25 protein-coding genes are annotated in these 25,921 nt (G+C 67.5%); 8 read left to right on the top strand and 17 right to left on the bottom strand.

Going from position 1 to position 25,921, the window contains the following annotated elements; all coding sequences use genetic code 11:
* Positions 1-2: 2 nt before the first annotated feature.
* The gene (locus ACR65K_RS18790; protein ID WP_440154499.1) at positions 3-644 is read right to left on the bottom strand and encodes an ArsR/SmtB family transcription factor; all 642 of its coding nucleotides are present in this window, start codon (positions 642-644) and stop codon (positions 3-5) included.
* A 60-nt stretch (positions 645-704) separates the two neighbouring features.
* On the bottom strand, positions 705-1,916 hold the full coding sequence (locus ACR65K_RS18795; protein WP_056328638.1) for an acetoin utilization protein AcuC: 1,212 nt from the start codon (positions 1,914-1,916) through the stop codon (positions 705-707).
* A gap of 103 nt (positions 1,917-2,019) precedes the next feature.
* On the opposite strand from ACR65K_RS18795, the gene ACR65K_RS18800 reads away from it, so the two are divergent.
* On the top strand, positions 2,020-3,453 hold the full coding sequence (locus ACR65K_RS18800; protein ID WP_056328634.1) for a TrkH family potassium uptake protein: 1,434 nt from the start codon (positions 2,020-2,022) through the stop codon (positions 3,451-3,453).
* Positions 3,446-4,132, top strand: a complete 687-nt coding sequence (locus ACR65K_RS18805) for a potassium channel family protein (protein ID WP_056328631.1) — start codon at positions 3,446-3,448, stop codon at positions 4,130-4,132. Before ACR65K_RS18800 ends, ACR65K_RS18805 begins: the two co-directional genes overlap by 8 nt.
* On the opposite strand, the gene proC is transcribed toward ACR65K_RS18805, so the two are convergent.
* From proC to ACR65K_RS18830, 5 genes are all read right to left on the bottom strand, one after another.
* Positions 4,129-4,962 carry a pyrroline-5-carboxylate reductase gene (proC, locus tag ACR65K_RS18810; protein ID WP_056328629.1) on the bottom strand — a complete coding sequence of 278 codons (834 nt, stop codon included), beginning with the start codon at positions 4,960-4,962 and terminating at the stop codon, positions 4,129-4,131. The two genes, ACR65K_RS18805 and proC, sit on opposite strands and share 4 nt — an antisense overlap.
* Before the next feature lie 229 nt (positions 4,963-5,191).
* Complete coding sequence (locus ACR65K_RS18815; protein ID WP_440154500.1) at positions 5,192-6,181, bottom strand: Ppx/GppA phosphatase family protein; 990 nt, start codon at positions 6,179-6,181, stop codon at positions 5,192-5,194.
* 7 nt (positions 6,182-6,188) lie between these two features.
* Positions 6,189-6,605 carry an SseB family protein gene (locus tag ACR65K_RS18820; protein WP_440154501.1) on the bottom strand — a complete coding sequence of 139 codons (417 nt, stop codon included), beginning with the start codon at positions 6,603-6,605 and terminating at the stop codon, positions 6,189-6,191.
* Between the two features lie 135 nt (positions 6,606-6,740).
* Positions 6,741-9,467 (bottom strand): type I DNA topoisomerase, encoded by a 2,727-nt coding sequence (gene topA / locus ACR65K_RS18825; RefSeq protein ID WP_440154502.1) that lies wholly within the window; start codon positions 9,465-9,467, stop codon positions 6,741-6,743.
* Positions 9,468-9,614: 147 nt separating this feature from the next.
* On the bottom strand, positions 9,615-11,252 hold the full coding sequence (locus tag ACR65K_RS18830) for a DUF7059 domain-containing protein (protein ID WP_440154503.1): 1,638 nt from the start codon (positions 11,250-11,252) through the stop codon (positions 9,615-9,617).
* Positions 11,253-11,295: 43 nt separating this feature from the next.
* Between ACR65K_RS18830 and ACR65K_RS18835 the strand changes: the two genes are divergently transcribed.
* Entirely contained in the window at positions 11,296-11,787 is a 492-nt protein-coding gene (locus ACR65K_RS18835; protein WP_440154504.1) for a DUF6023 family protein, read from the top strand.
* Between the two features lie 101 nt (positions 11,788-11,888).
* Complete coding sequence (locus ACR65K_RS18840) at positions 11,889-12,404, top strand: DUF6023 family protein (RefSeq protein ID WP_440154505.1); 516 nt, start codon at positions 11,889-11,891, stop codon at positions 12,402-12,404.
* A gap of 38 nt (positions 12,405-12,442) precedes the next feature.
* On the opposite strand, the gene trhO is transcribed toward ACR65K_RS18840, so the two are convergent.
* Positions 12,443-13,339 (bottom strand): oxygen-dependent tRNA uridine(34) hydroxylase TrhO, encoded by an 897-nt coding sequence (gene trhO / locus ACR65K_RS18845; RefSeq protein WP_440154506.1) that lies wholly within the window; start codon positions 13,337-13,339, stop codon positions 12,443-12,445.
* Between the two features lie 133 nt (positions 13,340-13,472).
* Here trhO and ACR65K_RS18850 point away from each other — a divergent pair, with 133 nt between their 5' ends.
* Positions 13,473-14,165, top strand: coding sequence for a GNAT family N-acetyltransferase (locus tag ACR65K_RS18850; protein WP_440154507.1), 693 nt, complete (start codon positions 13,473-13,475; stop codon positions 14,163-14,165).
* A gap of 85 nt (positions 14,166-14,250) precedes the next feature.
* A complete protein-coding gene (locus tag ACR65K_RS18855; protein WP_440154508.1) occupies positions 14,251-16,626 on the top strand; it encodes a DEAD/DEAH box helicase in 2,376 nt (791 codons plus the stop codon).
* A gap of 21 nt (positions 16,627-16,647) precedes the next feature.
* On the opposite strand, the gene ACR65K_RS18860 is transcribed toward ACR65K_RS18855, so the two are convergent.
* From ACR65K_RS18860 to ssd, 7 genes are all read right to left on the bottom strand, one after another.
* Positions 16,648-17,130, bottom strand: a complete 483-nt coding sequence (locus ACR65K_RS18860) for an Rv3654c family TadE-like protein (RefSeq protein WP_440154509.1) — start codon at positions 17,128-17,130, stop codon at positions 16,648-16,650.
* A complete protein-coding gene (locus ACR65K_RS18865) occupies positions 17,127-17,510 on the bottom strand; it encodes a TadE family type IV pilus minor pilin (RefSeq protein ID WP_440154510.1) in 384 nt (127 codons plus the stop codon). Before ACR65K_RS18865 ends, ACR65K_RS18860 begins: the two co-directional genes overlap by 4 nt.
* A 191-nt stretch (positions 17,511-17,701) precedes the next feature.
* Complete coding sequence (locus tag ACR65K_RS18870; RefSeq protein WP_440154511.1) at positions 17,702-18,082, bottom strand: DUF4244 domain-containing protein; 381 nt, start codon at positions 18,080-18,082, stop codon at positions 17,702-17,704.
* A gap of 164 nt (positions 18,083-18,246) precedes the next feature.
* Positions 18,247-18,852: a type II secretion system F family protein gene (locus ACR65K_RS18875; RefSeq protein WP_440154512.1), complete on the bottom strand. Its 606-nt coding sequence runs from the start codon at positions 18,850-18,852 to the stop codon at positions 18,247-18,249.
* Complete coding sequence (locus ACR65K_RS18880) at positions 18,849-19,643, bottom strand: type II secretion system F family protein (RefSeq protein WP_440154513.1); 795 nt, start codon at positions 19,641-19,643, stop codon at positions 18,849-18,851. Before ACR65K_RS18880 ends, ACR65K_RS18875 begins: the two co-directional genes overlap by 4 nt.
* Complete coding sequence (locus ACR65K_RS18885) at positions 19,640-20,938, bottom strand: TadA family conjugal transfer-associated ATPase (protein WP_440154529.1); 1,299 nt, start codon at positions 20,936-20,938, stop codon at positions 19,640-19,642. Before ACR65K_RS18885 ends, ACR65K_RS18880 begins: the two co-directional genes overlap by 4 nt.
* Positions 20,938-21,972, bottom strand: coding sequence for a septum site-determining protein Ssd (gene ssd / locus ACR65K_RS18890; protein WP_440154530.1), 1,035 nt, complete (start codon positions 21,970-21,972; stop codon positions 20,938-20,940). The genes ACR65K_RS18885 and ssd overlap by 1 nt, the downstream gene beginning before the upstream one ends.
* Positions 21,973-22,314: 342 nt before the next feature.
* Here ssd and ACR65K_RS18895 point away from each other — a divergent pair, with 342 nt between their 5' ends.
* Together ACR65K_RS18895 and ACR65K_RS18900 are read left to right on the top strand one after the other, a co-directional pair.
* Positions 22,315-24,051 carry a bifunctional 3'-5' exonuclease/DNA polymerase gene (locus tag ACR65K_RS18895; RefSeq protein WP_440154514.1) on the top strand — a complete coding sequence of 579 codons (1,737 nt, stop codon included), beginning with the start codon at positions 22,315-22,317 and terminating at the stop codon, positions 24,049-24,051.
* A gap of 178 nt (positions 24,052-24,229) precedes the next feature.
* Complete coding sequence (locus tag ACR65K_RS18900; protein ID WP_082566611.1) at positions 24,230-24,421, top strand: YegP family protein; 192 nt, start codon at positions 24,230-24,232, stop codon at positions 24,419-24,421.
* 3 nt (positions 24,422-24,424) lie between these two features.
* Here the strand turns inward: ACR65K_RS18900 and ACR65K_RS18905 are convergent, their stop codons facing one another.
* Complete coding sequence (locus ACR65K_RS18905; RefSeq protein ID WP_440154515.1) at positions 24,425-25,102, bottom strand: NUDIX hydrolase; 678 nt, start codon at positions 25,100-25,102, stop codon at positions 24,425-24,427.
* Complete coding sequence (gene nth / locus ACR65K_RS18910; protein ID WP_440154531.1) at positions 25,099-25,893, bottom strand: endonuclease III; 795 nt, start codon at positions 25,891-25,893, stop codon at positions 25,099-25,101. The genes ACR65K_RS18905 and nth overlap by 4 nt, the downstream gene beginning before the upstream one ends.
* Between the last annotated feature and the right edge of the window lie 28 nt (positions 25,894-25,921).

Here is a 25,921-nt window from a genome sequence, read left to right on the forward strand (position 1 = left end):
CGCTACTTCTTCCGGCCGAACTTTGGGAGGTTGGGGAGGTTGGCCAGCAGGTCGGCCGCCTTCGTGGCGGCGCGGCCCACCGTGCGGCCGATCTGCTGCGGGACGCTGTCGTCAGTCAGTGGGGCGGCCGTGCCGCCGGGAATCACGACGGCGGGACTCAGCTCGGCGCCCTCCCGCACCAGGACGGGCGCCGGGACTTCCTCCCGGGCCGGCCGCGGCGCCGCGGGCCTTTCCGCGGCGGACGGGCCGGCCGGGTGCGGCAACGAGGGGGCCGCGGCTGCGACTGCTTCCCTAAGGTGGGCGGCGACTGCCGGGGCGGGGACCGCCTGCTCCGGGACCGTCACATCATGGCCGGCCGGTGACACGGCGGCTTTGGCGCCAGGGCCGACGTCGAACGTCTCCAGCCAGCTGGCGATCCCCTCCAGCGGCCCCCGGTTCAAGGCGTAGTACCGCTTCTGGCCCTGCGCGCGCATGCTGACCAGCTGTGCCTCACGGAGGACTTTAAGGTGCTTGGAAATAGTGGGCTGACTGGCAGCCAGTTCCTCCACCAACTCCCCCACGGCCTTGTCTCCTGCCCTAAGGGCCACCAGGATGTCCCGCCGGGTGGATTCCGCTATGACGGCAAATACGTCGTCTGTCACCATGCCTCCCACCCTAGCGACATATGCCTCGAAAGGCATCAACTATTTCGGCCGCCCGGAAACCTAGTCGAACCAGGGGTCCAGCCCGTGCAGCGGGAACACCGCCTTGCGGGTTGCCATGACACTGCGGTCCACGGCGTCGTTGGGGTCGAAGCCCACTTCCCAGGACCGCCACCACAGCTCTACATCGTCCCCCATCAGGGCCGGAGCATCCCTGCCGAACTTCTCCGCGACGTACTGCCGCCAGTCCCCGGGCACGGGCGTTCGCAGCGGCACGGGCCGTCCGGCCGCAATGGCCACCAGGTGGGTCCAGGCCCGCGGCACCACGTCCAGCACGTTGTAGCCCCCGCCGCCGGTGGCGATCCACCGTCCGCCGCAGTAGCGTTCGGCCAGATGCCCGACGGCGTTCGCGGCCTCGCGCTGTCCGTCCACGCTGAGATTGAGGTGCGTCAAAGGATCACTCCGGTGCGAGTCGCAGCCATGCTGGCTCACGATGACCTCGGGCTCGAAGGCACCCACCAGTTGCGGCACCACGGCGTAGAAGGCGCGCAGCCAGCCGGCGTCCCCGGTACCTGCGGGCAGGGCCACGTTCACCGCAGTGCCTTCGGCTGCGGGGCCGCCGATCTCGTTGGCGAACCCGGTCCCCGGAAAGAGGGTCAGCCCGGTTTCGTGCAGCGACAGCGTGAGGACGCGGGGATCGTCCCAGAAGATGTTCTGGGTGCCGTCCCCGTGATGGGCATCGACGTCGATGTAGGCCACCTTGCGCAGGCCGCCGTCGAGCAGCTTCTGCACCGCGACGGCGGCGTCGTTGTAGATGCAGAATCCGCTGGCGCGGCCCCTGGCCGCGTGGTGCATCCCGCCGCCGAAGTTGACGGCATGGACGGCCGATCCCTCCAGCACCCGGGTTGCCGCCAGCAGGGATCCCCCGGCCAGGCGCGCCGCGGCCTCATGCATGCCGGCAAACGCGGGATCATCCTCAGTACCCAGCCCCCGGGACTCGTCCGGTTGGGAGGGGTCAGCACTGACCCGGCGGACCGCCGCGACGTAATCCGGCGAGTGGACGGACTGCAGCTCAGCGTCAGAGGCCACGTCCGGAGCTGCAACATCAACATGGTCCAGGTCGAAGAGCCCCAGGCTGCGGGCCAGGCGGGCCGTGAGGTCCATCCGTTCCGGCGCCATGGGATGGCCCGGACCAAAGTTGTAGGCTGTCATGTCAGGACTCCACGCCACCATCGTTGGCGGCGCGGGCTGGCTGAGGCCGGGCAGGTATGTCATCAATCACAGGCTACCCGAGCCCGCGCTGCCGCCCACCGGCCATGACGCGGGCTTTAGTGGTTTACTACTGGGGGAAGCCGTTTCAACCGAGGAAAAGCCACACATGACGCAGAGCCAGTCGAGGCCCCGGACACCGGCCGCCTGGCACCCCCCGGCCCAGGAACGGGAGGGCCTCTGGGTCCTCACGCGGCTGCGGGACTTCATTGACGATATCGCCAACACCACCCCCGCCCGGCTGGCGCTGACGGCGTTCGCCGCCGTCTGCACGGTATTCACGTTCCTGCTGTCCCTGCCGGTCTCCTCAGCTGACGGAACCCCCACGCCCATCCACCAGGCGCTCTTCACGGCGGTCTCAGCGGTGTGCGTTACGGGACTCACGGTGGTGTCGACGGCGGTCCACTGGTCCTTCTTTGGCCAACTGGTGATCCTGGTGGGCATCTTCATCGGCGGCCTGGGCACCCTGACCCTGGCGTCGTTGCTGGCATTGATGGTGAGCAAGCGGCTGGGTGTCCGGGGCAAGATCATCGCAGCGGAGTCCATGAACAACGCCGGCCGCCTGGGCGAGGTCGGCACCCTGCTGCGGATCGTCATCACCACGTCCGTGGTCATCGAGGGTGTCCTGGCGCTGGCATTGATTCCCCGGTTCCTGACCCTCGGTGAGCCGTTCTGGCAGTCGGTCTGGCACGGCGTCTTCTACGGCATCTCGTCCTTCAACAATGCCGGTTTCACGCCCCACTCGGACGGCATTGTCCCCTACGAGACGGACCTCTGGATCCTCATCCCCCTCATGGTGGGCGTCTTCATGGGCAGCCTGGGGTTCCCCGTGGTGATGGTCCTGCAGCAGAACGGCCTGAACTGGAAGAAGTGGAACCTCCACACCAAGCTCACCATCCAGGTTTCCCTGATCCTCCTGGCTGCGGGCGCCTTCCTCTGGGCGCTGATGGAGTGGGACAACCCAAGGACCATCGGCTCCATGAGCATGGGCGACAAGATTACGCACGCGCTTTTCGCGTCGGTGATGACGCGTTCCGGCGGGTTCAACCTGGTGGACCAGAACCTGATGGATTCCACCACCATGCTGCTGACCGACGCCCTGATGTTTGCCGGCGGGGGCTCCGCATCCACGGCCGGCGGCATCAAGGTAACCACCATCGCCGTAATGTTCCTGGCCATCGTCGCCGAAGCCCGTGGCGACGCCGACGTTAAGGTCTACGGCAGGACCATCCCCCAGGGCAGCATGCGGGTGGCCATCTCCGTGATCGTGGCCGGCGCCACCCTGGTGTCCGTGTCGGCCTTCCTGCTGCTGCATATCAGCGGCCAGTCGCTTGACCGCGTACTGTTCGAAACCATCTCCGCGTTCGCCACGGTGGGACTCAGCACCAACCTGAGCGCCGAGGTGCCGCCAGCCGGCGTTTACGTCCTCACCGCGCTGATGTTCGCCGGCCGCGTGGGTACCGTTACCCTCGCCGCTGCCCTGGCCCTGCGCCAGCGCAGCCAGTTGTACCACTACCCCGAAGAGAGGCCGATCATTGGCTAGTTCCACAGACGCCGCCCGGCGCCCCGCCCACAACGCCCCGGTACTGGTCATCGGGCTGGGCCGCTTCGGATCATCCACGGCAGAGCAGCTGGTGAAGCAGGGCCGGGAAGTCCTGGCCATTGAGCGGGACCGGAACCTGGTGCAGAAATGGGCGCCCCTCCTGACCCACGTGGTGGAGGCTGACGCCACCAACATCGATGCGCTGCGCCAACTCGGTGCCCAGGAGTTCAGCTCCGCCGTGGTAGGCGTCGGCACCTCCATCGAGTCCTCGGTGCTGATCACCGTCAACCTGGTGGACCTCGGCATCGAGCACCTTTGGGTCAAGGCCATCACCCCGTCCCACGGCAAGATCCTGACCCGGATCGGCGCCAACCACGTGATCTACCCGGAAGCCGACGCCGGTGTCCGCGCCGCGCACCTGGTGTCCGGGCGCATGCTGGACTTCATCGAGTTCGACGACGACTTCGCCATCGTGAAGATGTACCCGCCGCGCGAAACGGTGGGGTTCACCCTGGACGAGTCAAAGGTCCGGTCCAAATACGGCGTGACCATTGTGGGTGTGAAGTCCCCGGGCGAGGACTTCACCTACGCCCGCCCGGAGACCAAGGTGTCCTCCCGGGACATGCTGATCGTCTCCGGCCACGTGGACCTGCTGGAACGGTTCGCCGCGCGCCCTTAGCCGAGCTGTTTGGTGATCTCTGCTGCCCGGTTGGCTGCGGCGCGGGCCCCGGCGGCAATGATGGCGGGGATGCCCTGTTCGTCGAAGGTGGCGATGGCGCGTTCGGTGGTTCCGTTGGGGCTGGTCACGGCCCGGCGCAGCGCAGTGGGGTCTGCCCCCGGCTCGGCGAGCATGAGACCGGCACCGGCCACCGTTTCACGGGCCAGCAACAGGGACAGCTCGCGGTCCAGGCCCAGCTCCTCCCCTGCCGACGCCATGGCCTCGGCCAGGTAGAACGCATAGGCCGGGCCGGACCCGCTGATCGCGGAGAGCGCGTCCACCTGCTCCTCAGGGACCTCCACAACAGTCCCGGCCCCCTTCAGGATCTCCTTGACCTTCTGCAGCTGCCCAGGGGTGCAGTGGGTTCCGGGCGAGACGGACACGACGCCGCGGCCGAGTTTTGCCGGCGTGTTGGGCATGGTCCTGATCACCGGCTGCCCGGGCGGCAGGGCTGCCTCCAGCTGGGCGATGGAGACGGCGGCGGCCACGCTGACCACCACAGTGTCGGGCGTAAGGGCGGGGCTGATTTCCCGGGCCAGGTCCGTGATGCCCACAGGTTTCACGCCGAGGATTACGACGGCGGCTCCCTTGGTGGCCTGCCTGTTGTTGTCAGGCTCTTCCTCACCGGCAATCGCCGTGATCCCGTGGTACCGCGCGGCCAGTTCCGAGGCCCGGCCGGCCCGGCGGACCGTTGCCACCACATCCGCCGGATCTGTTCCGGCCTCCAGCAGGCCGCCAAGAATGGCCTCGTTCATGGATCCACAGCCAAGGAATGCGATTCGGTTGCTCATGCCTCCATCATTGCAGTTCGCACGCATTCACAGGCAACTCCCATGCTGGGCGCAGGCAGCACACAACTTGGGGTCCTAACGTAGTTATTACCTCATTGAGGGTGCGAGTGATGCGGCAGGCATGGGGATGCCTGCCAGGGCACCGGCGGCGAGGCAACAGGTTTTCCCCCATTTTCCTGTTGCCCGCCCCGGTGCTTCCGCTTTTAACGAATCACACGCTGCTGGTCGGCTAAACGGGTGCTTCCACCGACCGGGAAGCCGCCACGTGCGGTGCGGGCTCCAGCGGACCGGAAAATACCAGCTGGTCCAGGCGGCGGAGGATCAGTCCCTCACGCAGCGCCCACGGGCAGATGCGGAGCTTCTTGAACTTGAACATCTCAAGGGCGGCCTCGGCTACCAGCGCGCCGGCCAGGAGCTGGTGGGCCCGCGCCTCCGAGACGCCGGGAAGGTGCAGCCGGTCCTCCGAGCTCATGGCCGAGATCCGCTGGGTCCAGATGCCCAGGTCCGAGGCGTGCAGTTCCCGTTTGACGTACGGGCCCTCCGCGCTGGGGGCGGCACCGGCGATCCGGGCCAGGGACCGGAAAGTCTTGGAGGTTCCGGCCACCACGTTGGCCCGGCCCAGGCCGTCAAATTCGCGGACGGCGGGCTTGAGCGTGGCCCTGATGTAGCGCCGGAGTTCCTTCACGCTCTTGGCCGACGGCGGATCCTCCGCGAGCCAGTCCCGGGTGAGGCGGCTGGCGCCAAGCGGCACGGAGGTGGCCACCTCGGGAAGCTCGTCCTGGCCGAAAGCCATTTCAAAGGAACCGCCGCCGATGTCCAGGTTCAGAATGGGCCCGGCGCCCCAGCCGTGCCAGCGCCGCACCGCGAAGAACGTCATGGAGGCTTCTTCGCTGCCGGTCAGTTCCTGGAGGGTGACCGTGGTTTCGTGCTTGACCCGGGCCAGCACTGCGGGGCCATTGGTGGCCTCGCGGATGGCTGACGTACAGAAAGCCAGCAGGTCCTCGGCCTTGTGCCGGGCAGCGAATTCCCACGCTTCCAGCACGAACTCGGTCAGCTCGTGCTGGCCCTCGTCACTGATGCTGCCATCCGGCTCAAGGTACTGCACCAGGGACAGCGGCCGCTTATGGGACGCGAAAGGGACCGGCTGCGCGCCGGGATGGGCATCCACCAGGAGCAGATGGACAGTGTTGGAACCAATATCGAGGACGCCTAGACGCATGGGGACATTATTGCTCGTCAGCGCGCTTGAAGTCGCGCCGGATGTTGGCCACGCCTTCCGGATTGATTTCGAAACCGTAGGCAGCACCGGGGTTGATCACCATGCCGAGTTCATCGCCAAGGTTGGCGATGATGGCTGCACCCTGCGTGCCCAGCACATTGGGTGCAGCTTCGAGGTACTGCTGGTCCACCCTGCTCGGGTGAGAGAAGACGGCGAGGACGGGGTCGCCGTCGGCGTTGGCAAGAACCAGGGGCTCCACCTGGGAGTCCATGCCCACCGTGTCCGAGCTGATGATGTAGACCTCGCTGTTCAGGAACGACAGGATGACGTCCACGGGGTTCGCGTCAGGCTGTCCGCCGGTTGCGAGCTTCTCTTCGAGGTCGTTGAGCGGCTGGAGGTCCGTGTGCGCAGGCTGTTCAGTCATACGACTACCCGATCACGATCCGGTGGCCGGCGCAAACAGAGCCGCAGCCTTAACGCGAAATCGCCGGAGCAATGCGGACTCGCCGGTACTTTCCAGCGAGCATGCACCGTTCCGGCGAACTCGGCGATCACCGTATTACTTCTTGGCCGTTGCCTTCTTCTTGGCCGGCGCCTTGCGGGTAGCGGTCCGCTTGACGGGGCCCTTGGCGCGTTTCTCGGCCAGCAACTCCACGGCCTGCTCCCGTGTGAGTTCCTCCAGGGAGGTGGCGCGGGGAACCGTGATGTTGGTGATGCCGTCGGTGATGTAGGGCCCGAACCGGCCTTCCTTGACCACGATGTTCTTCTCGGAGACGGGGTCCGGGCCAAACTCGGCCAGCGGCGGCACAGCAGCACGGGCGCCGCGCTGCTTGGGCTGGGAGTAGATCTCCAGGGCCTGTTCCAGGGTGATGGTGAAGATTTCCTCTTCCGATCCGATGGAGCGGGAGTCCGTGCCCTTCTTCAGGTACGGGCCGAACCGGCCGTTCTGGACCGTGATGAGGTTGCCTTCGGCGTCCTCCCCCAGCGCACGCGGCAGGCTCATAAGCTGCAGTGCCTCATCCAGGGTGACCGACTCGACGGTCATGGACTTGAAGAGCGATCCGGTGCGCGGCTTGGCCTTGACCGGCTTCTTGGGCGGCTTGGGCTTGCCGTTCTTGTAGTACTCCACCGGCTGCCTGGCCAATTCTTCCTCGGTCATCTCGGGGATGATCTCGGTGACGTAGGCGCCGTAGCGGCCGTTCTTCGCCACGACGGTGTGCCCCGTGTGCGGGTCGGTGCCGAGCACGCGTTCTTCCGGCGCCGCCGTCTCCATCAGTTCGATGGCCTTGGCTGCCGTCAGTTCGTCCGGGGCCAGGTCCTCGGGCACGTTGGCGCGGGCCGATTCGACGATCTCGCCGGTCTCCGGATCCACCACTGCGGCCGAGCTTTCCAGGTAGGGCCCGAACTTGCCTACCCGGAGGGTGATGTCGTCGGTGATGGGGATCGAGTTGATCTCCCGGGCGTCGATCTCGCCGAGGTTGTTGACGATGCTCAGCAGGCCGGGGTCGGAGTCCTCGCCGAAGTAGAAGTGCCGCAGCCAGGAGGCCCCGGCTTCCTGGCCGTTGGCGATCTTGTCCAGGTCGCCTTCCATGTCGGCGGTGAATTCGTAGTCCACGTAGTCGGAGAAGTGCTGCTCCAGGAGCCGGATGACCGAGAACGCGATCCAGCTGGGCACCAGCGCTGAACCCTGCTTCCGGACGTAGCCGCGGTCCTGGATGGTGGAGATGGTGGAGGCGTACGTGGAGGGGCGGCCGATGCCCTTCTTTTCCAGCTCCGCAGTCAGGGAGGCTTCCGTGTAGCGCGGCGGCGGCGAGGTTTCGTGGCCCACGGCCTGGATGTCCGCGGCAGTGAGGGAGTCGCCCCTGGCCACGTTGGGCAGGCGGCGCGCTTCGTCGGAGTCGTCGTCGCCGCGCGTCTCGTCCTTGCCCTCCTCATAGGCGGCGAGGAAGCCGGGGAACGTGATCACGGTACCGGAAGCGGAGAATTCGGCGTCCCGCCCGTCCGAAGCCGCGGCACCCAGGCGGATGGTCGCCGTCGAACCCTTGGCATCGCCCATCTGGGAGGCGACGGTGCGCTTCCAGATCAGCTCGTAGAGGCGGAACTCGTCGCCGGAAAGCTGCTTGGCCACCTGGGCTGGCGTGCGGAAGGAGTCGCCGGCGGGGCGGATCGCTTCGTGCGCTTCCTGGGCGTTGGCGGCCTTGTTCGAGTACACGCGCGGCGACTGCGGAACGTATTCGGGGCCGTAGAGCTCAGAAGCCTGCCGGCGGGCGGCGGTGATGGCTTCGTCACTCAGCGCGGAGGAGTCCGTACGCATATAGGTGATGTAGCCGTTTTCATACAGGCGCTGGGCGATCTGCATGGTGCTCTTGGAGGAGAAGCGCAGCTTGCGGCCCGCCTCCTGCTGCAGGGTGGAGGTGGTGAACGGCGCGGCAGGACGCCGGGTGTACGGCTTGGTGTCCACGGACCGGACCGTGAACGACGCATCCTGCAGCCCGGCGGCCAGGGACGTTGCCAGTTCCTCATTGAGGTGGGCCACATTCCGCGACGTGAGTTCGCCGTTGTCATTGAAGTCGCGGCCGGTGGCCACCTTGGCGGCGTCGACGGCGGCCAGCTTTGCCTTGAACGAGCCGGAATCGGCACCGAACTGGCCGGTCAGGTCCCAGTAGGAGGCTGCCTTGAAGGCCATGCGCTCGCGTTCACGGTCCACCACCATCCGGGTGACCACAGACTGCACGCGGCCGGCGGACAGGCCCCGGGCCACCTTGCGCCACAGCACCGGGGAGATTTCGTAGCCGTAGAGACGGTCCAGGACGCGGCGGGTTTCCTGGGCGTCCACCAGGTCCTGGTCCACGTCGCGCAGGTTGCCCATGGCGCGCTGGATGGCTTCCTTTGTGATTTCGCCGAACGTCATCCGGTATACCGGGACCTTGGGCTTGAGTACTTCCAGCAGGTGCCACGCGATGGCTTCGCCCTCGCGGTCCCCATCGGTTGCGAGATAAAGTTCATCGGCGTCCTTGAGCGCAGCCTTGAGCTCAGTCACCTTTTTCTTCTTGTCCGGGGACACCACGTAGTACGGCTTGAAGTCGTGCTCAATGTCGACGGCGAACTTGCCAACGGAGGTCTTCTTCAGCTCGGCAGGGAGTTCGGACGGCTGCGGCAGGTCCCGGATGTGACCAATGGAGGCCTCAACGATGAAGCCCTCGCCGAGGTACTTGGCGATGGTCTTGCTCTTGGCCGGAGACTCCACAATCACGAGTTTCTTGCCGGTTTTGGCCTTGCTTGGCACGGTGCTCCTACAGAAAAAGGTTGCTGGGGCAGATGAGCCCATGTCCGCCTAGTTCACCATATTTTGGGGAATCGTGCGCATTCCTCTGGAAAAGACGGGGCTCCGTTGGGGGCACCAAGGGGCTTGGCGCTCCGCCGGATCGGCCCCTTAAACCTCAGCCGGAACAGCTGCCGGAATGAGGAAGCCGTCGCGGACCAGGTTGGCCACGTCGGCGAGCAGCGAACCCTGGAAGGACCCGGCGTCTCCTCCCAGGAGGGCCTCCAAAGCAGCGGCGATCTGCCCGGCGGTGAGGTCGCCGTCGCACGCGGACACAAAGCCGGCCAGTTCCGTGCTCATCAGGTTGGTGCGGCGCAGCCCGGCGCCCTGCCGGAGCAGGATCACCCCGGGGTGTTCGGCGCCGGGGCGCTGGTGGCGCTCCTCGGTGACGTCGTCCGCCACGAGCAGGTGCGTGCCGGCAAGGTCGTGCCCGGCCAGCCAGTCGCTGCGTTCGACGGCGGCGCCCAGGTGGGGTCCGATGGGCTGCTCGATGGGGTAGCTGATTTCCTCGAAACGGTTGATGGCGGCCTGTGCGCCGGCGGCGGGGCGCCGCAGCCACACCATGCCGAATCCGATTCCCGCCACGTCCCGGGAGGCGAAGTCTTCAAGGTAGGCGGCGTAGGCGTCGCGGTAGTGCTGGCGGTCCCGGGACTCCGACGCATCCTGCAGCCAGGTTTCCGCGTATTGTTCCGGGCTGACCTGCTCGCGCTGGATGAACCACGCATCAGTCCCCGGCCGTACCCACGACTTTGGCCGCTCGTCCCAGCCAGCACCGGCGGGAACTTCCCAGTTCCCCAGCATCTGGGCCGACCCGCCGGGCGCCAGGATGCCGGGCAGGTCCGCCACGAGGGCTGAAACGATGCCGTCGCCCGGCAGGCCGCCGTCGCGGTAGGTGAACTGGTCCGCGGCATCCTCACCGGCACTGCGCGGGGTGATGACGAATGGCGGGTTGGAGACCACCAGCCCGAATTCCTCGCCCGCCACGGGCTCCAGGAGGGAACCCAGGCGCAGGCTCACCCGGTCTTCGAGGCGGCCGGGGTCGACGGACAGCGACTCTGCGTTTAGCAGGATGTTGAACCGGGCGTAGGCCAGGGCGCGCGCGGAAATATCGGTGGCGGTCACATGCTGGCAGTGGTGCAGCAAGTGGAAGGCCTGGATGCCGCAGCCGGTTCCCAGGTCCAGGGCGCGCTCGGTGTGTCGTCGGATAGTGGTTTGGACCAGGGTGGTGGATGCCTGCCCGATGCCCAGGACGTGGTCGTGCCGCAGCACTCCCGCTTGCTGGTGGGCCGCAAGGTCGCTGGCCACCCAGAGCTCAGCGCCGCCGGTGCCGTCGTCATTCCTGTCCCAGCCGTAGGGCCGCAGATCGGCCTTGGCGGTGAGCAGGCCCGAGCCGGGAACGGGCTGAACCAGCCCAAGCTCAAGGAGGCCTTCCACTCCTGTGTCCGGCAGTGCGGCGTCGAGCGTTTCCCGTTCCTGCGGCTCGGCGAGGAGCCAGAGGCGGACGACGGCGGCAAGCGGGGCCACGCCGTTGTCGTCCTTCACTGCCCGCTCGGCAGCGAGCAGCGCGGGGATGATCTGGTCCCGGTTCAGTGCCGCGGAGGCCGTGGGACCCAGCAGTCCGGCTACGCCGTCCAGCGTGTACTCCAGGCGGCGCAGGTCTGCGGCGAGCGCCGCCAGCAGGCCGGGAAGGTCGCTGCGGGGAGCATCGCGGGTGTTGCCGGCGGTGAACTCGTAAGGGGATCTAGGCACCGCTCAAGTTTAGTCCGGAGTGCCTGCGGGGTACGGTGGAGCCATGCCTTCCCGCCTTGCCTTCCTTCCGCGCGCCCGTACGGCAGCTGCTGCAGTCCGCCGTCCGCTGCCTGGGACAACGCTGCCGGGGACGGTGCTTGCCGCGTTGCTCTGCCTGGCCGTGGCCGGGTGCTCGCCCGTGTCTTCCGTGGAAAACGCGGATGTGCCGAAGTGGCGTGCAACTGCCCTGCCGTCGTCGCCGGCGGCTGTTGTGCTTCAGGACTCGGGCAAGATCCTCAACCGGGACCGGATTGTGCAGGAGGCCGCAAACGTTCCTGCCGGCAGCTACACGCTCACGGCTGTCTGTGACGGGGCGGGGAAGGCCTTCTTCGCGGTGTCGCTGGACGGCAAGCCCGTGGCGGAAGCCGGGGCCGCGTGCAACGGCCGGCAGGAGACCATCAAGATCAACCTTCCCGCCGCCGGACGGGTGGAAATCAGCAGCTCCAGCGTGGACGCTCCGCTGCTCTACGCCTACCGGCTGGTTCGGGCGCAATAACGCCCGTTCCGGCTATGGCCCGCCGCCCGCTGCGGGCATAAAGTCTGACTATGCCCAGTGTGCGGAGAGTCTCCGCGCCCCTTTCCCAAGGGACAGCACGGGTGCCGCCGGCACCGAAGCCCCCGGCCGCCGTCGCCCTTGGGCTGGTGCTTGCGGCAGGTGCGCTGGCCGGCTGCGAATATACGTACGACGACGCCCGGGCCGGCACTGTGCAGGGCACCGCCACCATTGCCCCGGCGCCGGCCTTCACCCGGGACCCTTTGCAGCAGGACCCGGTCAGCGAAGCGGAACTGGGCGACTGGGTGTCGCGGGCTCTTCCGGACAGCACCGGGCCCGTGGTCCAGGCCGATGCCGGGCTGCTTGCCGCGGCGGAGGTGCGGACCATCTCGTCACCGGTCCTGAAGACCGGAACGTACATCCTGGCCATCGCCTGCAGGAGCCAGCGCCGGGTGACCTTCACGGTGCGCACCGAGACCCTCACCCTGGTGGACCTGGGCCTGCGGTGCGGCATCAACCGCGAAAACGTCATCTACGTGTCCACGGACAGCGTCCTGACGGTCAGGGTGGAAGCCAGGACCGCGGCGAACTACGCGTTCCGTGTGTACCGGCTTGGATGATGCCCGGGGTGGCCCGGCAGGCTTATGGCGTACCGGGCTCAGGCTGCGGTGCAGCCTTCCGGGCAGCGCAGCGTCTCGGGGCTGGCCGCGCATTCTTCGCAGTACAGGGTGAGGGTGCGGCAGCTGGGATTGGAGCAGTTCTCGAATTTGCTGGTGGGCGCGGAGCAGCGTGCGCACTGGCCGATGGTCTTGGCGTCCTCGCTGAACTCCAGGTGCATGCGCTTGTCGAAGACATAGAGCGAGCCTTCCCAAAGGCCCTGGTCCTTGAAGGCTTCCCCGTACCGGACGATGCCCCCGTCCAGCTGGTACACCTCTTTAAAGCCGCGGTTCACCATCAGGCTGGAGAGCACCTCGCAGCGGATGCCCCCGGTGCAGTAGGTCACCACCGGCTTGTCTTTCAGGGAGTCGTATTTTCCCGAGTCCAGTTCCTTGATGAAATCGTGGGTGGTGGCGACGTCCGGAACCACCGCGTCCTTGAAACGGCCTATCTGCGCTTCAAACGCGTTGCGGCCGTCGAAGAAGACCACATCCTCGCCGTCCTTCTTCCTGGCGTCCACGAGCTCGTGCAGTTCTTCGGGTTTGAGATGCTTCCCTCCGCCAACCACGCCGCCGGCGTCAACCTTGAGTTCTCCCGGTGCGCCGAAGGAGACGATCTCGTCCCTCACCTTGACGCTGAGCCGGGGGAAGTCCTCCGCTCCGCCGTCGGACCATTTGACGTCGATTCCGCGGAACCCGGGGTATTCGCGGGTGGTCTTGACGTACTGCTTAACGGCGCCGATTTCCCCGCCGACGGTGGCGTTGATGCCATCCTTGGAGATGATGATGCGGCCGGTGAGGCCCAGCTTCTCGCAGAGGGCGCGCTGCCAGAGCCGGACGGCGTCCGGATCAGCGATGGGGGTGAAGCCGTAAAAGAGCACAATTTTGTTCAAAGCCACGCTTTTAAGGGTACCGGCTGCGGTGGCAGCAGGATCCTGCTTCACAGGGGCCCGGGGATGGGCCTCATCACGATTGCATAAGCACTTCCCTACCCCCTGTTGCTGGCGATCGGGCTGGAATAGTCTTCTTGCCATGAGTCCGGAAACCCTGGTTGAAGACATCACTGGCCTGCTTGAGGTGTGGGTTGCGGGTTGGGCCGGGTGTCGCGGCTACCAGACCACCACCGAGGGCCGCTTCCCTGCCGCGCTCCGGTCTGACACCAGCGGTGAATGGGAAGTCTTCGCGTCGGAACCTGCCGATGACGAGTTCGCCGCACTGGCTGCCAGGACTGCAGCATCCCCCGCCAGGGTACTGACCATCCTCACCAACGATCCCGCCCGGTATGCTGCGCTGGCCGCCCGGCAGGGGCTCAACGTGACCTCCGACTCCCAGACAATGATGATCGTGGACATGGAGACCCAGGACACCGAGGACCCCTGGCTTTCCGACGATGATCTGAAGCTGTCCACGTCGGAACAGAATGGCGTCCACTACGCCGAAGTCCGCTCCGGAGACGCCGTGGCGGCCAGTGGCCGGGTGTTCGTGGTGGGCGACACCGCAGTGTTCGACAAGATCATTACCGAGCCGGCGTTCCAGCGCAGGGGCCTGGGCAGCCTCATCATGCGCGCCTTGGCAGCCCAGGCTTCCGGACAGGATGTCCGCAGCGGCCTCCTCCTGGCGTCCAGGGACGGGCAGAAGCTCTATTCACACCTTGGCTGGTCAACAGTTGCGCGGGTCCTGATGCTCTCGGCGTCGCACGACGGATCGGATCTCTCGCTGAGCTGAGCCTGCCTGGCGGAGATGCGCGCTACTGTTTTCCCGTTGGCGAACCGTGGGCCCGGCCCGCGGCACCGGATGAAAGAATGGTGGGGTGAACCCCCATGACTCCCTGATTCCTTTGCTGGGCCGCGGCCCGGAACCGGAACAGCTCCGTCATGTCCGGACCATACCGGCGCGGGAGGCAATCCACGCGCCGTGGCCCCAGTGGGTGCACCCGGATATTGCGGAGGCGTACGGGTCGCTGGGCATCCGCGAGCCGTACCGGCACCAGGTGGACGCTGCCAATGCGGCACACTCCGGAGATCATGTGGTGGTGGCTACCGGTACCGCGTCCGGAAAGTCGCTGGCGTACCAGTTGCCGGCGCTTGATGCGATCCACCGCTCCGAACTGCGGGTGCTCGCAGACCCGGGAAAAATCCACGACGACGTTGCTGTCACCCTGTACCTGTCCCCTACCAAGGCGCTGGCCGCCGACCAGCTGAACGCCATCCGTGCCCTGAAGCTGCCCACGGTACGGGCGGAAACCTATGACGGTGATACCGATCCGGCCGCCCGCCGCTGGATCCGGGACCACGCCAACTTCATCCTGGCCAACCCGGACATGCTGCACTTCGGCATCCTGCCCAACCACGCCTGGTGGGCCGGGTTCTTCCGCCGGCTGCGCTACGTCATCGTGGACGAGGCGCACAGCTACCGGGGCGTGTTCGGATCGCATGTTGCCAACCTGATGCGGCGGCTCCGGCGGATCTGCGCGTACTACGGGGCAGGAACCTCCTTCCCGGAACCAGTATTCATTGCGGCATCAGCCACGGCCTCCGAGCCTGATGTCTCCTTCGCACGCCTCATTGGTGCCCCGGTAAAGGCCGTATCCCAGGACTGCTCACCCCATGGGGCCACCACCGTGGCGCTTTGGGAACCGGCGCTGACCGAGGTCCGGGGTGAAAATGGAGCCAAGGAGCGCCGGACGGCCGTGGCCGAGACCTCGGACCTGCTGGCCAACCTGGTGTCCGCCCGGATCCGTACCATCGCCTTCATCAAGTCCCGCCGGGGTGCCGAAACCATTTCAGCCATCACCAAGCGGCTCCTTGACGAGGTGGATCCCAGCCTGCCGCAGCGGGTGGCCGCCTACCGCTCGGGATACCTGCCTGAGGAACGCCGGGCAGTGGAGAAATCCCTGCGTTCCGGCCAGCTGCTGGGCGTCTCCAGCACATCCGCCTTGGAGCTGGGAATCGACATTTCCGGTCTTGATGCAGTCCTGGTGGCAGGCTGGCCCGGCACCCGGGCCTCCCTGTTCCAGCAGATTGGCCGCGCCGGCAGGGCAGGCCAGGATGCCATCGCCGCGTTTGTGGCCAGTGATGATCCGCTGGACACCTTCTTGGTGAACCACCCTGAGGCGATCTTCGACGTCTCGGTGGAGGCCACTGTCTTTGACCCGTCCAACCCCTACGTGCTCGGACCACACCTCTGCGCCGCGGCGGCGGAACTCCCCTTGGGACCGGCAGAGCTGGACCTTTTCGGCGGGACCGCCGAGATGGTCCTCGACCGGCTGGTGGCCCAGGGTTACCTGCGGCGTCGGCCTGCCGGCTGGTTCTGGACACACTCGCAGAGCGCTGCGGGCATGGTCAATCTCCGGGCCGACGGCGGAGGCCCGGTCAGCATCGTCGACGCCGAGACCGGCTCCCTGCTGGGCACGATGGACTCGCCCCAGACCCATTACCAGGCACATACGGGCGCGGTGTACGTCCACCAGGGCGATACGTATGTAGTGGAGGACCTGAACGAGGACGACCATTGCGTCATGGTGCGACGGGCAAACCCCGACTACTACACCACGGCAAGGGACGTGACCCAGATCGAGGTCCTGGATACCGTGCGGACCATGTTGTGGGGCGATGTGACCGTCCACTTCGGTGACGTGAAGGTCACCACTCAGGTTGTCTCCTTCCAGCGCAAGGCCTTGATTTCCAATGAGGTTTTGGGTGAGGAACCGCTTGAGCTGGGTGCCCGCGAACTCTTCACCAAGGCAGTGTGGTTCGTGGTGGACAACCGTTCCCTCACGGAAGCTGGTCTCATCGAAGCCCAGTTCCCCGGTGCACTCCATGCCGCGGAGCACGCGGCGATCGGGCTGCTCCCCCTCGTCGCCTCCAGCGACCGCTGGGACATCGGCGGGGTTTCCACGGCGCTGCACGCGGACACCGGGGTGCCCACCATCTTTGTGTATGACGGGCACCCCGGCGGTGCCGGGTTTGCCGAACGGGGTTTCGACAAGGCCAAGGTGTGGCTAGCAGCCACCAGGGACGCCATCAAAGCCTGTGAGTGCGACTCCGGCTGCCCGTCCTGCGTACAGTCCCCCAAATGCGGAAACAAGAACAATCCGCTGGACAAGGCCGCCGCGGTGACCCTGTTGGACGTCCTGCTCAAGGACGCCTCCGGGACCACCCGGTTGGATGTGGAGGCCAGGAGCTGACTCCCGCGCCTGCTGTCACCGCTACGGCGGAGGCCCTGCCCGGGCATGTCCGGTTGCCGCCCCCAGCAGCGAGCGGTCCACCAGCTCGGTCCGCACCTCAACGGTCTGCCCCGCGCCCTCTGAACAGCTAAGGACCGTGGCGCCGTGGCGGGCGGCCACGTCCGCGGCGACACTGCACGGCCCACCCGTGGTGATGCCGCGCAGGGCATCCGCTGCGGCGAGAGCCGCCAGATCCGCAGCCGAGGCCGCCCTGCTAGCCAGCACGGCCGACTGCGCCAGCAGCAGCATGACGGCCATGGCCGTCATGACCACCAGTGCCAGTCCTGCGGCCAGGACCGTCCCGGAACCGCGTTCGTGGCCATCAGGCGTTCCCGGCCCGCAGCTGACCGCGGTGCGATTCCTGCGCCCGACTGTGGAATGGTGCCGCCCGGCGGCATGCTTCAGGACCCCGGCTGGGTGGCCCTGCCCCATGACGTGATGCCGGCGTTCAGCGACTCCCATCATCTGGCTGCCCGGCCGTGCGCGGGGCCCCCGACGGCACCAGTGCCACTGCCGGCACCCGTCCACGCTGTTTCGCTCCGCGCTGCCGCACGTGCAGTCAGTGTCCAGGGGATGGATGCTCCCAACGGTCCCGGCACCCGGTCCGTGACGGTCACGTTGAACCATTCGCCGTCGGCAGCAACCGACGCAGCGGCCGAACCGCCCGCCAGCGTCCTCACCGTCCTTTCCACAGCCGCGGGGTCCTCGCCCCGGGCCAGCGCCCTGGCACCGGCCCGGGCTCCGTCTTCAATGCGCAGTTGCGTCATCCCCGCGGCGGCTCCGGCCAGCAGCATGGCCATCAGTGCGAGTACAGCAGGCAGCGCCACAGCGAACTCTGCAGTCACGGCACCCTGTGCGTTTGCACTGGAGCCCGCTGGTCCCTTGCCCCCTCTGCCGCCGGCCATGCTGCCGGTCCCGTCTTCCAGGGAACTGGCTTTCAGGTTCCCGTCTTCCAAGGAACTTGTTTCGACGGCTGTGGCTTCGACCGACCTGTAACCGAGGGCTCCTTGGAGAAGGCGTCCGGCCGGTGAAGCCGTCACGGCAGCGCCAGCGCCGTGCGGATGAGGTTGAGGAGGAAGCCACGTACTTCGTCGCTGCGGAGGATGAACACGAGCAGCCCGGCGAACCCGACTGCGGCGAGGGTGGCGATGGCGTATTCCGCGGTGGCCATGCCCGCCTGTGAACCCAGCAGCCCGCAGCGCCGGATGCTGGGCCGGGTACTGCCCGCGCCGGGGTAGAGCTGCACGACGTTGCTGGTTACGGGGACAGAACCTTTGGGGGCAAGGGAAGCGGCGGAAGCGTACGGTGCCCTGCTGGTGGCGGGCCGGCTGCTGTCCTGTTGTGCGGGCTTCTGGCCGGGCGCGGCGAGCGCGGACGTTCCGGCGGTGTAGTGGCGGCGGTGGTGGTTGATGTACATGTGGTTTCCTTTCCGTTGGTACCGGTGGTTTTCCCGGCTGTCTTGACTCTTCCCGTCCCCGCGGGAGCGGGTAAGGGAGGGGATGCGCTAAGTGGAAAAGGTGGGCTGCCCGGCCTCTGTGGAGGAAGGGACCGGCGTTCAGCTGCGGGCAGAGCAACCTGTGTTCAGCCGGAGGGCACCAGGGCCAGCAGGACCGGGACGACGCCAAGGCAAATGAAGGCGGGAAGGGAACACAGTCCCAGCGGAACCACCAGCTTCACGCCGAGCGAGGCGGCCCGCTTTTCCGCGGCCCTGAACCGTTCCCGGCGAAGCCTGGCGGCCTGGGCGTAGAGGATTGCGGACGACGGCGCCCCCGTGAGTGCGGCGAAGCCGAGTGCATCCCGGAGCTCCAGGATTTCCGGGAGCCGTACGGCGGAGCTGCGCCACGCTGTTTCCCAGTCGGCGCCAATGGCGAGCGCCGAGACCACGGGCCGCAGGGAGTTTCTGTATTGGGGCACGGCGGAGGCAGCCACCAGTTCCAGCGAACGGCCAATACCAGCGCCGGCGTCGAGCATCGCCGCGACGAGTTCGAGCATCATGGCCGTATCCTTCAAGCCACTGCTGCGCTCACCCTCCGGTTCCTCAGCGGCGGCCGTCCGACGTGCTCCTGGTCCGGTATGAAACAGGCGGCGGAGACGGTGACGCGACCGGTCGGGTCCTGAACACCCAAGCCAGACACCTGCGCCGAGCAGCAGGAACAGCGCCAGGCCCGGGGCCCAACCCGGAGTCATGGCACTCCTGCCCCTGCAGCCGCCGCAACAAGCCGGGCGGACCAGGCCCTCCCGGCTGCAGTAAGCACCACGCCGCCAAAAAGCGCGGCCAGCCCCAGAGGTGTTCCCAAGAGGGTGGCCAGCGGATCCACACCCAGCGCGACGCCCAGTCCAAGACCCATCGCCGGAAGCCAAGTCAGGAGGCGGACTGTGGCTTTGGGACCGGCGAGAGCGGTTTGCCGGGCCGCGTCCGCATCCTCCTCCGCTTCCAACTGGGCAGCGAACCGGGTCAGCACGTCGGCAAGGGGGCAACCGCTGGCTTCGGCGATGTCGAAGCAGGCAGCAAGCTCAGACCATGTCCTGGCTTCCCTGCCCCGGCGCGGGAACGCCACGGAAACCGCACGCCGGAGGGCCTCTGAAACAGGAGCCCCGGTTGCCGCGGCCGCGCGAGCGGAGGCCAGGACTGCAAGGGAACCCGTTGACAGCACCGGGGACGGGAGTGCCAGGTGAAGCCTCTGCCCATCCTCAGCGCTCCCATACACGGTCCACAGTTCGTCCCACAGCCGCCCCGGCGTTCGTCCGCCTTTGAGCAGCGCCGCCAACTGCTGAACCACCAGGGTCAGGCCGGGTCCCCGCGTCCTTTCGGAACCCCTGCCGGCCGGGCTGACCCACGGCAGTATCCGGTGTTTCCGGCCTCCGGGCGCCTTCGGGCTCCTGCCGCCCGCTGCCCGCAGCCTGGATGCGGCGTTCAGGGGCGGCTTGAGGAGCAGCACCATGGCGGCGACCAGGAGCGCACAGAGGAGGATCGTCACAGGATGTCCCCGGGGTCCATCCCCAAACGGGCTGCGAGCGCAGGCCAGCCGGGACCCGGCACACCCGATTCTTCAACGGCCGGCACCACCGTCAATCCCTCCGTTCCGTCATGAATCAGTCCGACGCACAGGACTTCCCTGCCCCGGGACGTCCTGCCCACGTGGATGACAACATCGAGCGCACTGGCAGCCTGGAGACGCACGGCGTCGGGGCCCAGCCCTGCGAGGGCCCCGAGGGCGTTGAGCCTCGCGGGAACTGCCGCTGCCGTATTCGCATGGATCGTGCCTCCGCCGCCGCTGTGCCCGGTGTTCATCGCGGTGAGGAGTTCGCGGACTTCCCCGCCCCGGCACTCGCCCACCACCAGCCTGTCCGGACGCATGCGCAGTGCCTGCCGGACGAGTTCGCCCAAATCCACTGCACCGCCGCCTTCAAGGTTTCCGTGGCGTGACTCCAGGGCGACCACGTGAGGATGGACAGGATTCAGTTCGGACGCGTCCTCGATCAGGACCAGCCGTTCCTCCGCCGAACACAGGCCCAGCAAGGTGGAAAGCAGCGTGGTCTTCCCGGAACCCGTGGCCCCGCTGATCAGGAAACTCAGCCTCCTGTCCACGACTTTCTCCAGCACCGCCTGCACTCCCGGACCAAACATTCCGCTGGAGCGCAGCTCTTCCATGCTGAAGACCCGCTCCCTGCGGATCCGCACGCTCAGCAGCGTCCCGGACGTGGAAACCGGCGGCAACACGGCATGGACACGGTAGCCGCCGGCAAGCCTGACATCGACACAGGGTGAACCGTCATCCAGGCGGCGCCCGCCCGCGGCGACAAGCCTGCAGGCCAGCGCCCGCAACTGGGCCTCGCCGTCGAACAGGACAGGAACGCGCTCTATGCCGCGGCCCCGGTCCACCCACACGGAGCCGGGAGCGTTGACGAAGATGTCCGTGACGGCGGGGTCCCGGGTAAGCTCCTGCAACGGACCCAGCCCGTTCAGTTCGGCACTGATCCGCTCCACTGCGGCGAGTGATCCAGCTGTGCCCAACAGCTTGCCTGTGGCCTGGACCGCCGCCGCAACGCGTGAAGGCGTCACGGCTCCCGCCTCAGCCATCATGGATTCCCGGACTGATTCCAGCAGCCCGGAATCGACCGTCCTGGCGCCGGCTGCTTCCCTGCTGCGCACCGGGCGGCCTGACTGGCCCGTTTCCAGGATGCGGGCGCTGCGCCGTGAACCCAGGCCACCAGCCCCCGCTGCGGCGCCTGTTTCCCTGGGCGGTGCCGGCGGACTGCCCGGCGCCCGCATCATGCCATGTCTCCCACCGTCAGGTCATCGCCAAGCCAATCAAGCACAGAGGCAGCAAAGTTCCGGATATTCCGGCGCTTTCCCAGGTCCAGCAGGCGGCCCGATTCCATGGCTCCCGCAACGGCGCGGAGTTCAGGTATCCGGCCCTGCACCGGCAGCCCTACAGCATCGGCGATCAGCGCAGCGTCCAGGGCAGAACCGGGGCGGCCCCGGACCAGCAGGGCCGCCTCCACCGGCGGAAGCTCCTGGAGCAGGCGCACCGCCGCCACTGCCGCCTTCAGCTGTGCGGGCACCACCATCATGATCCGGTCGCAGTCCCACGCCACCGTATGGAGCGGCTCGGCACCCCTTCCCACGTCGAGCAGGACCAGTTCATATCCACGGCGGGCAGCGTCAAGCACACCGGCTGCGGCTGCGGCGGTGACAGGAAGGGGCTGCTCACGTGTGGCAGGCCAGGACAGGAAGGAAAAGCCTCCCGCGACCGGCAGGGAATCCGAGAGCTGGAGGGGGTCGATGCTTCCCCTTGCCTCAGCGAGGTCCGGCCATCGGAGCCCGGGGTTTTCCTCGGCGGCGAGGGCCAGCTCCAGGCCCCCTCCCCATGGGTCGCCGTCAACGAGCAGGACACGCACCCCCAGCCCTGCTGCCGCCTGCGCTATCCAGATGGCGGCGGTGGTGGCTCCGGCGCCGCCGCAACCGCCCGTGATGCCAAGGACCAGTCCGCCCGGGCCTGGCGACCGCGACCTGCTCAGATGGTCGGCCAGCCAGGCAGCAGCATCCGGCAGCACGGCAACACGTTCCGCCCCCAGGGCAGCGGCGAGGTGCCAGAGGCTGTCCCCTTCACCGTCGAGGCCCACCATGACTGCAGGTGTCTGGCGCCGCGGCGGCAACTCACGCACGTCGCTGCCTACCAGGACGGCGGACGCCGCTTCCCAATGACGTCCAGCCTCCACGGCATCGGGCACAACGCGCAGATGCGCACCGGCGGCTGCCACAATACGCTCCACTTCGGCCCGGAGGACGCCGGAGGAGGTCACCAGCAGCACCTCGCCCGGACCGCCAGGCGCCGAACCACCAGGTTTTGGACCATCAGGCTTTACGTTGTCCGGCAGCCAGGCCGTGCCGGATGACGCCCCGTCCGTTGGCCGCCAGGAAGAGCCGGCGGCCTGACCCGGTCCGGATGGGGATGCGTTCAGCTGATGCCTGCTCATGGAGCCACTCTGCCGCGAGGACGTAGCCCGGTTAAGGGAGCAAACCCCGTATGTGGACAACCTGCACCGCTGCCTCCGCGGCCCGCACCACCACGAGGGTAAAGCACCACCGAGGGCAAGGCACCAGCGCCGAGGCAGGCCATACCCCCGGCAGGGCAGAATGGAAGCATGTACCTGCTGCTCGCCGCCCACCCACACGGCGCGGCGCTCCAGGAACTGACCCAGGCGGGCCACGCCCAGCCGGCCAACCCGGAACCCCGCACCGTGGCACTCACCGACCTTGCCGCCGTCGTGCGCGATCTGGAAGCCCGGCGCCCCGGCGGCCAACCGCCCCGCTGGATCTGGCACCGGACCCAGGACTGGTACCCGGCCCTGCTCGCATCAGGGGTGGAGGTGGAACGCTGCTATGACGTCACCCTTTGCGGCACCATCCTGGCCTTCTCCCAGTTCAGCGCCCACACTGACTATGCCCGGAACACGGACAGGATACCGGTGGAAGATCCGGTGCTTCCGCCAAAGGCACTGCAGCCACCGCGTCCCCCTGCGGACCAGGGGGCACTGTTCGACAACCCCGCTGTTGCGCCGGCACCCGGCTGGACGCTTGAGGAGCTCCGGGCCGAATACGCCGCCCAGCAGGCTGCGCTGGCCGCTGTGGGCACCGCGGAAAACCGTCGGAACCGCCTCCAGCTCCTGCTCGCCGCCGAGTCTGCGGCCGCCATCGTGGCTGCCGAGATGCAGCATGCCGGCGTCCCATGGCGCGAGGACCTGCACGAACAGATACTGGCCAGCCACCTGGGTTCCCGCCCGCCCGTGGGCCAGCGACCGGTGAAGCTGGAGGCGCTGGCTGCGGAACTGCGCGCCCTACTCAACTCACCCGGGCTGAACCCGGATTCCCCCCAGGACCTGATGCGTGCCCTGCACCGCAACGGGATCGAGGTCAAAAGCACGCGGAAGTGGGAGCTCAGGGAGTCCAGCCATCCGGCCATCGAGCCGCTGCTGGAGTACAAGAAGCTTTCCCGCCTCCACGCCGCGAACGGCTGGGCCTGGCTTGATGCCTGGGTGGACGGCGGGAGGTTTCGCCCGGAGTACGTGGTGGGCGGCGTGGTGTCGGGTCGCTGGGCATCCCGCGGCGGCGGTGCGCTGCAGATCCCCCGCCAGGTCCGCGGCGCGGTGCACGCCGACCCCGGCCACAAGCTCATCGTTGCCGATGCCTCTCAGCTGGAACCGCGCGTGCTGGCCGCCCTCGCGCAGGACTCGGCCATGGCTGAGGCGGCGCGGGACCAGGACCTGTATGCCGGGATCGCCGCCAAGGGCTTTGGCGGGGACCGGGCCAAGGCGAAGATGGCCCTGCTGGGGGCCATGTACGGGGCCACTTCCGGCGAGGCAGGCCGCCTGATGCCGCAGCTGGCCCGCACCTATCCGCGCGCGGTGGATTTTGTGGAACGCGCGGCACGGGCCGGTGAGGCGGGCGGGACGGTGACCACCAGGCTGGGCCGCAGCAGTCCTCCGCCCTCGCAGCAGTGGTTCCTGAGCCAGCGCTGTTCCACGGCGGATGAGCAGCGGCGGGCAGAGTCGATTGCCCGGTCCCGCGGGCGCTTCACCCGGAACTTCGTGGTCCAGGGCTCGGCAGCGGACTGGGCGGCCTGCTGGCTGGCAGAATTACGACGGCGGCTGCGCGCCTTGCGGACGGCAGGAACCGGTGGCAGCGGCGGGGGTGTGCGGGCCGAGCTTGCCTTCTTCCTGCATGACGAGGTGATGGTGCATGCGCCGGCGGACGGCGTCGGCGCCTGCATCGCGGCCATCGAGGAATCAGCGAAGGCTGCGAAGGAGCTGCTGTTCGGCCCCATCCCTGTGGAGTTCCCGGTGAGCATGGCCGTGGTTGACTCCTACGACCTCGCCAAATAGCAGGGCGGGGGCCAGCCATGCTTGCCTGCAACAATGCGAAGTACCCTTGGCGACGCAAAAGTAACCTACCCGGTGGTAGCTATACTCCCCCGGTGACGGACGTTACAGTCGAAGCGACGACTGAAGCAGACCGGTCCACACGCTGATGCAACGACGCATACCAGGGAGGTCCCCGTCCATGGCGGGAAGATTTGAAATACACCGTGCAGGCGACGAGTCGTACCGGTTGCGGCTCACCGATGCCGAGGGCAACATCGTTGCGGTGTCACCAACCTTCAAATCCCTCAGCATGCTCCGCGACGGGATCAAGGCCATGCGCGAGAATGCCGCCACCGGAATCGTGGTGGATTTGCGCCAGCAGCAGGCCTGAAAACTAGACCCCTATAGGGTGCAGCCTGGTGCGGTCCCACGGAACGGACCAGCCGAGCTGGTCGAAGAGGCCGCTCAGCACGATCCCCGTGAAGCCCCACACCACCACGCCGTTGACCGTGAAGGCAGGGCTGTCGAACGTACGGCCTGCCCGGTGGACGGTGGCCATGACCCTGTTGTCCGGGTCCAGGAGGTCCCTGACCGGGACGCGAAATACCTGTGCGGACTCGCCGTAGTCCACCACCCGGACTGGCGACGGCGAATGCCACCACCCGAGCACGGGCGTCACCAGGAAGTTGCTGTGGGCCAGGCCCAGGTCCTGGAGCGTGCCCAGGACTTCCACCCCGCCTGCGTCCAGTCCGGTTTCCTCCTCGGCTTCCCGGAGCGCAGCGGCCACGGGTGTCTCGCCCCGGTCGATGCTGCCGCCGGGAAACGCCACCTGCCCCGGATGGGACCCCAGGGTATGGGCGCGCTCCAGGAGCAGGACGTCCAGGTCCGCGGGCGCCAGCGGCTTGCCGGAGGCGGCCGGGACGTCGTCCAGCACGCCGAAGAGCATCAGGACGGCGGCCCTGCGGGCACGCTCGGCGTCCACGGTCAGCGCTGCCCAGCGCGGATCGGGCGGGCCGGCCGTTCCGGATGCCGCCCGCCGGACCAGGCCGGCCAGGTCTTCGCGTGCGCTCACGGAGCCCTCGTCTGGGAAGCCATCCGGATCTCCGCGGCCCGGTGCTGTTCGGACAGGTACTGCTCCAGCAGCGCCTCGCTGCCGGGTGCGAGTTCATATTTCAGCAGCTTGGCCGCTTTGACGGGATCGGTCTCCCCCAGCCCGTAACTGGGGCACCAGTTGGCCACGGGACAGGCCCCGCAGGCCGGCTTCCGGGCGTGGCAGACGCGGCGGCCGTGGAAGATGACCCGGTGGGACAGCATGGTCCAGTCCCTGCGCTCAAACAGCTCCGCCACGTCCTGTTCGATCTGCACCGGGTCCTCGGACTGGGTCCAGCCAAACCGCTTCGCGAGCCGGGCGAAATGCGTGTCCACGGAGATGCCCGGAATGCCGAAGGCGTTGGCGAGCACCACGTTGGCGGTCTTGCGGCCCACCCCGGGCAAGGTGACCAAATCCTCCATCCGCCCCGGGACTTCACCATCAAAGTCGTCCACCAGGCGCGTACACAGCGCACGGACGTTACTCGCCTTGGCGCGGAAGAACCCGGTGGGCTTGAGAATGGTTTCCAGCTCCGTGGGGTCCGCCTCCGCCAGCGCCCGGGCGTTGGGCCAGCGCGCAAACAGCACTTTGGTGACCTGGTTGACCGTGACGTCGGTGGTCTGGGCGGACAACACGGTGGCCACCAGCAGTTCGAACGGGTTGCGGAAGTCCAGTTCCGCGTGGGCATACGGGTATTTTTCGGCGAGGGCCCGGTGGATACGCCGTGCCCGCCGCTTCAGCGCCAGGACGGATTCGGACGAGACCACGGGCATGCCCGCGGCCTGCCCGGTTTTGCTGCGG

The organism is Arthrobacter sp. SAFR-179, assembly GCF_059414945.1.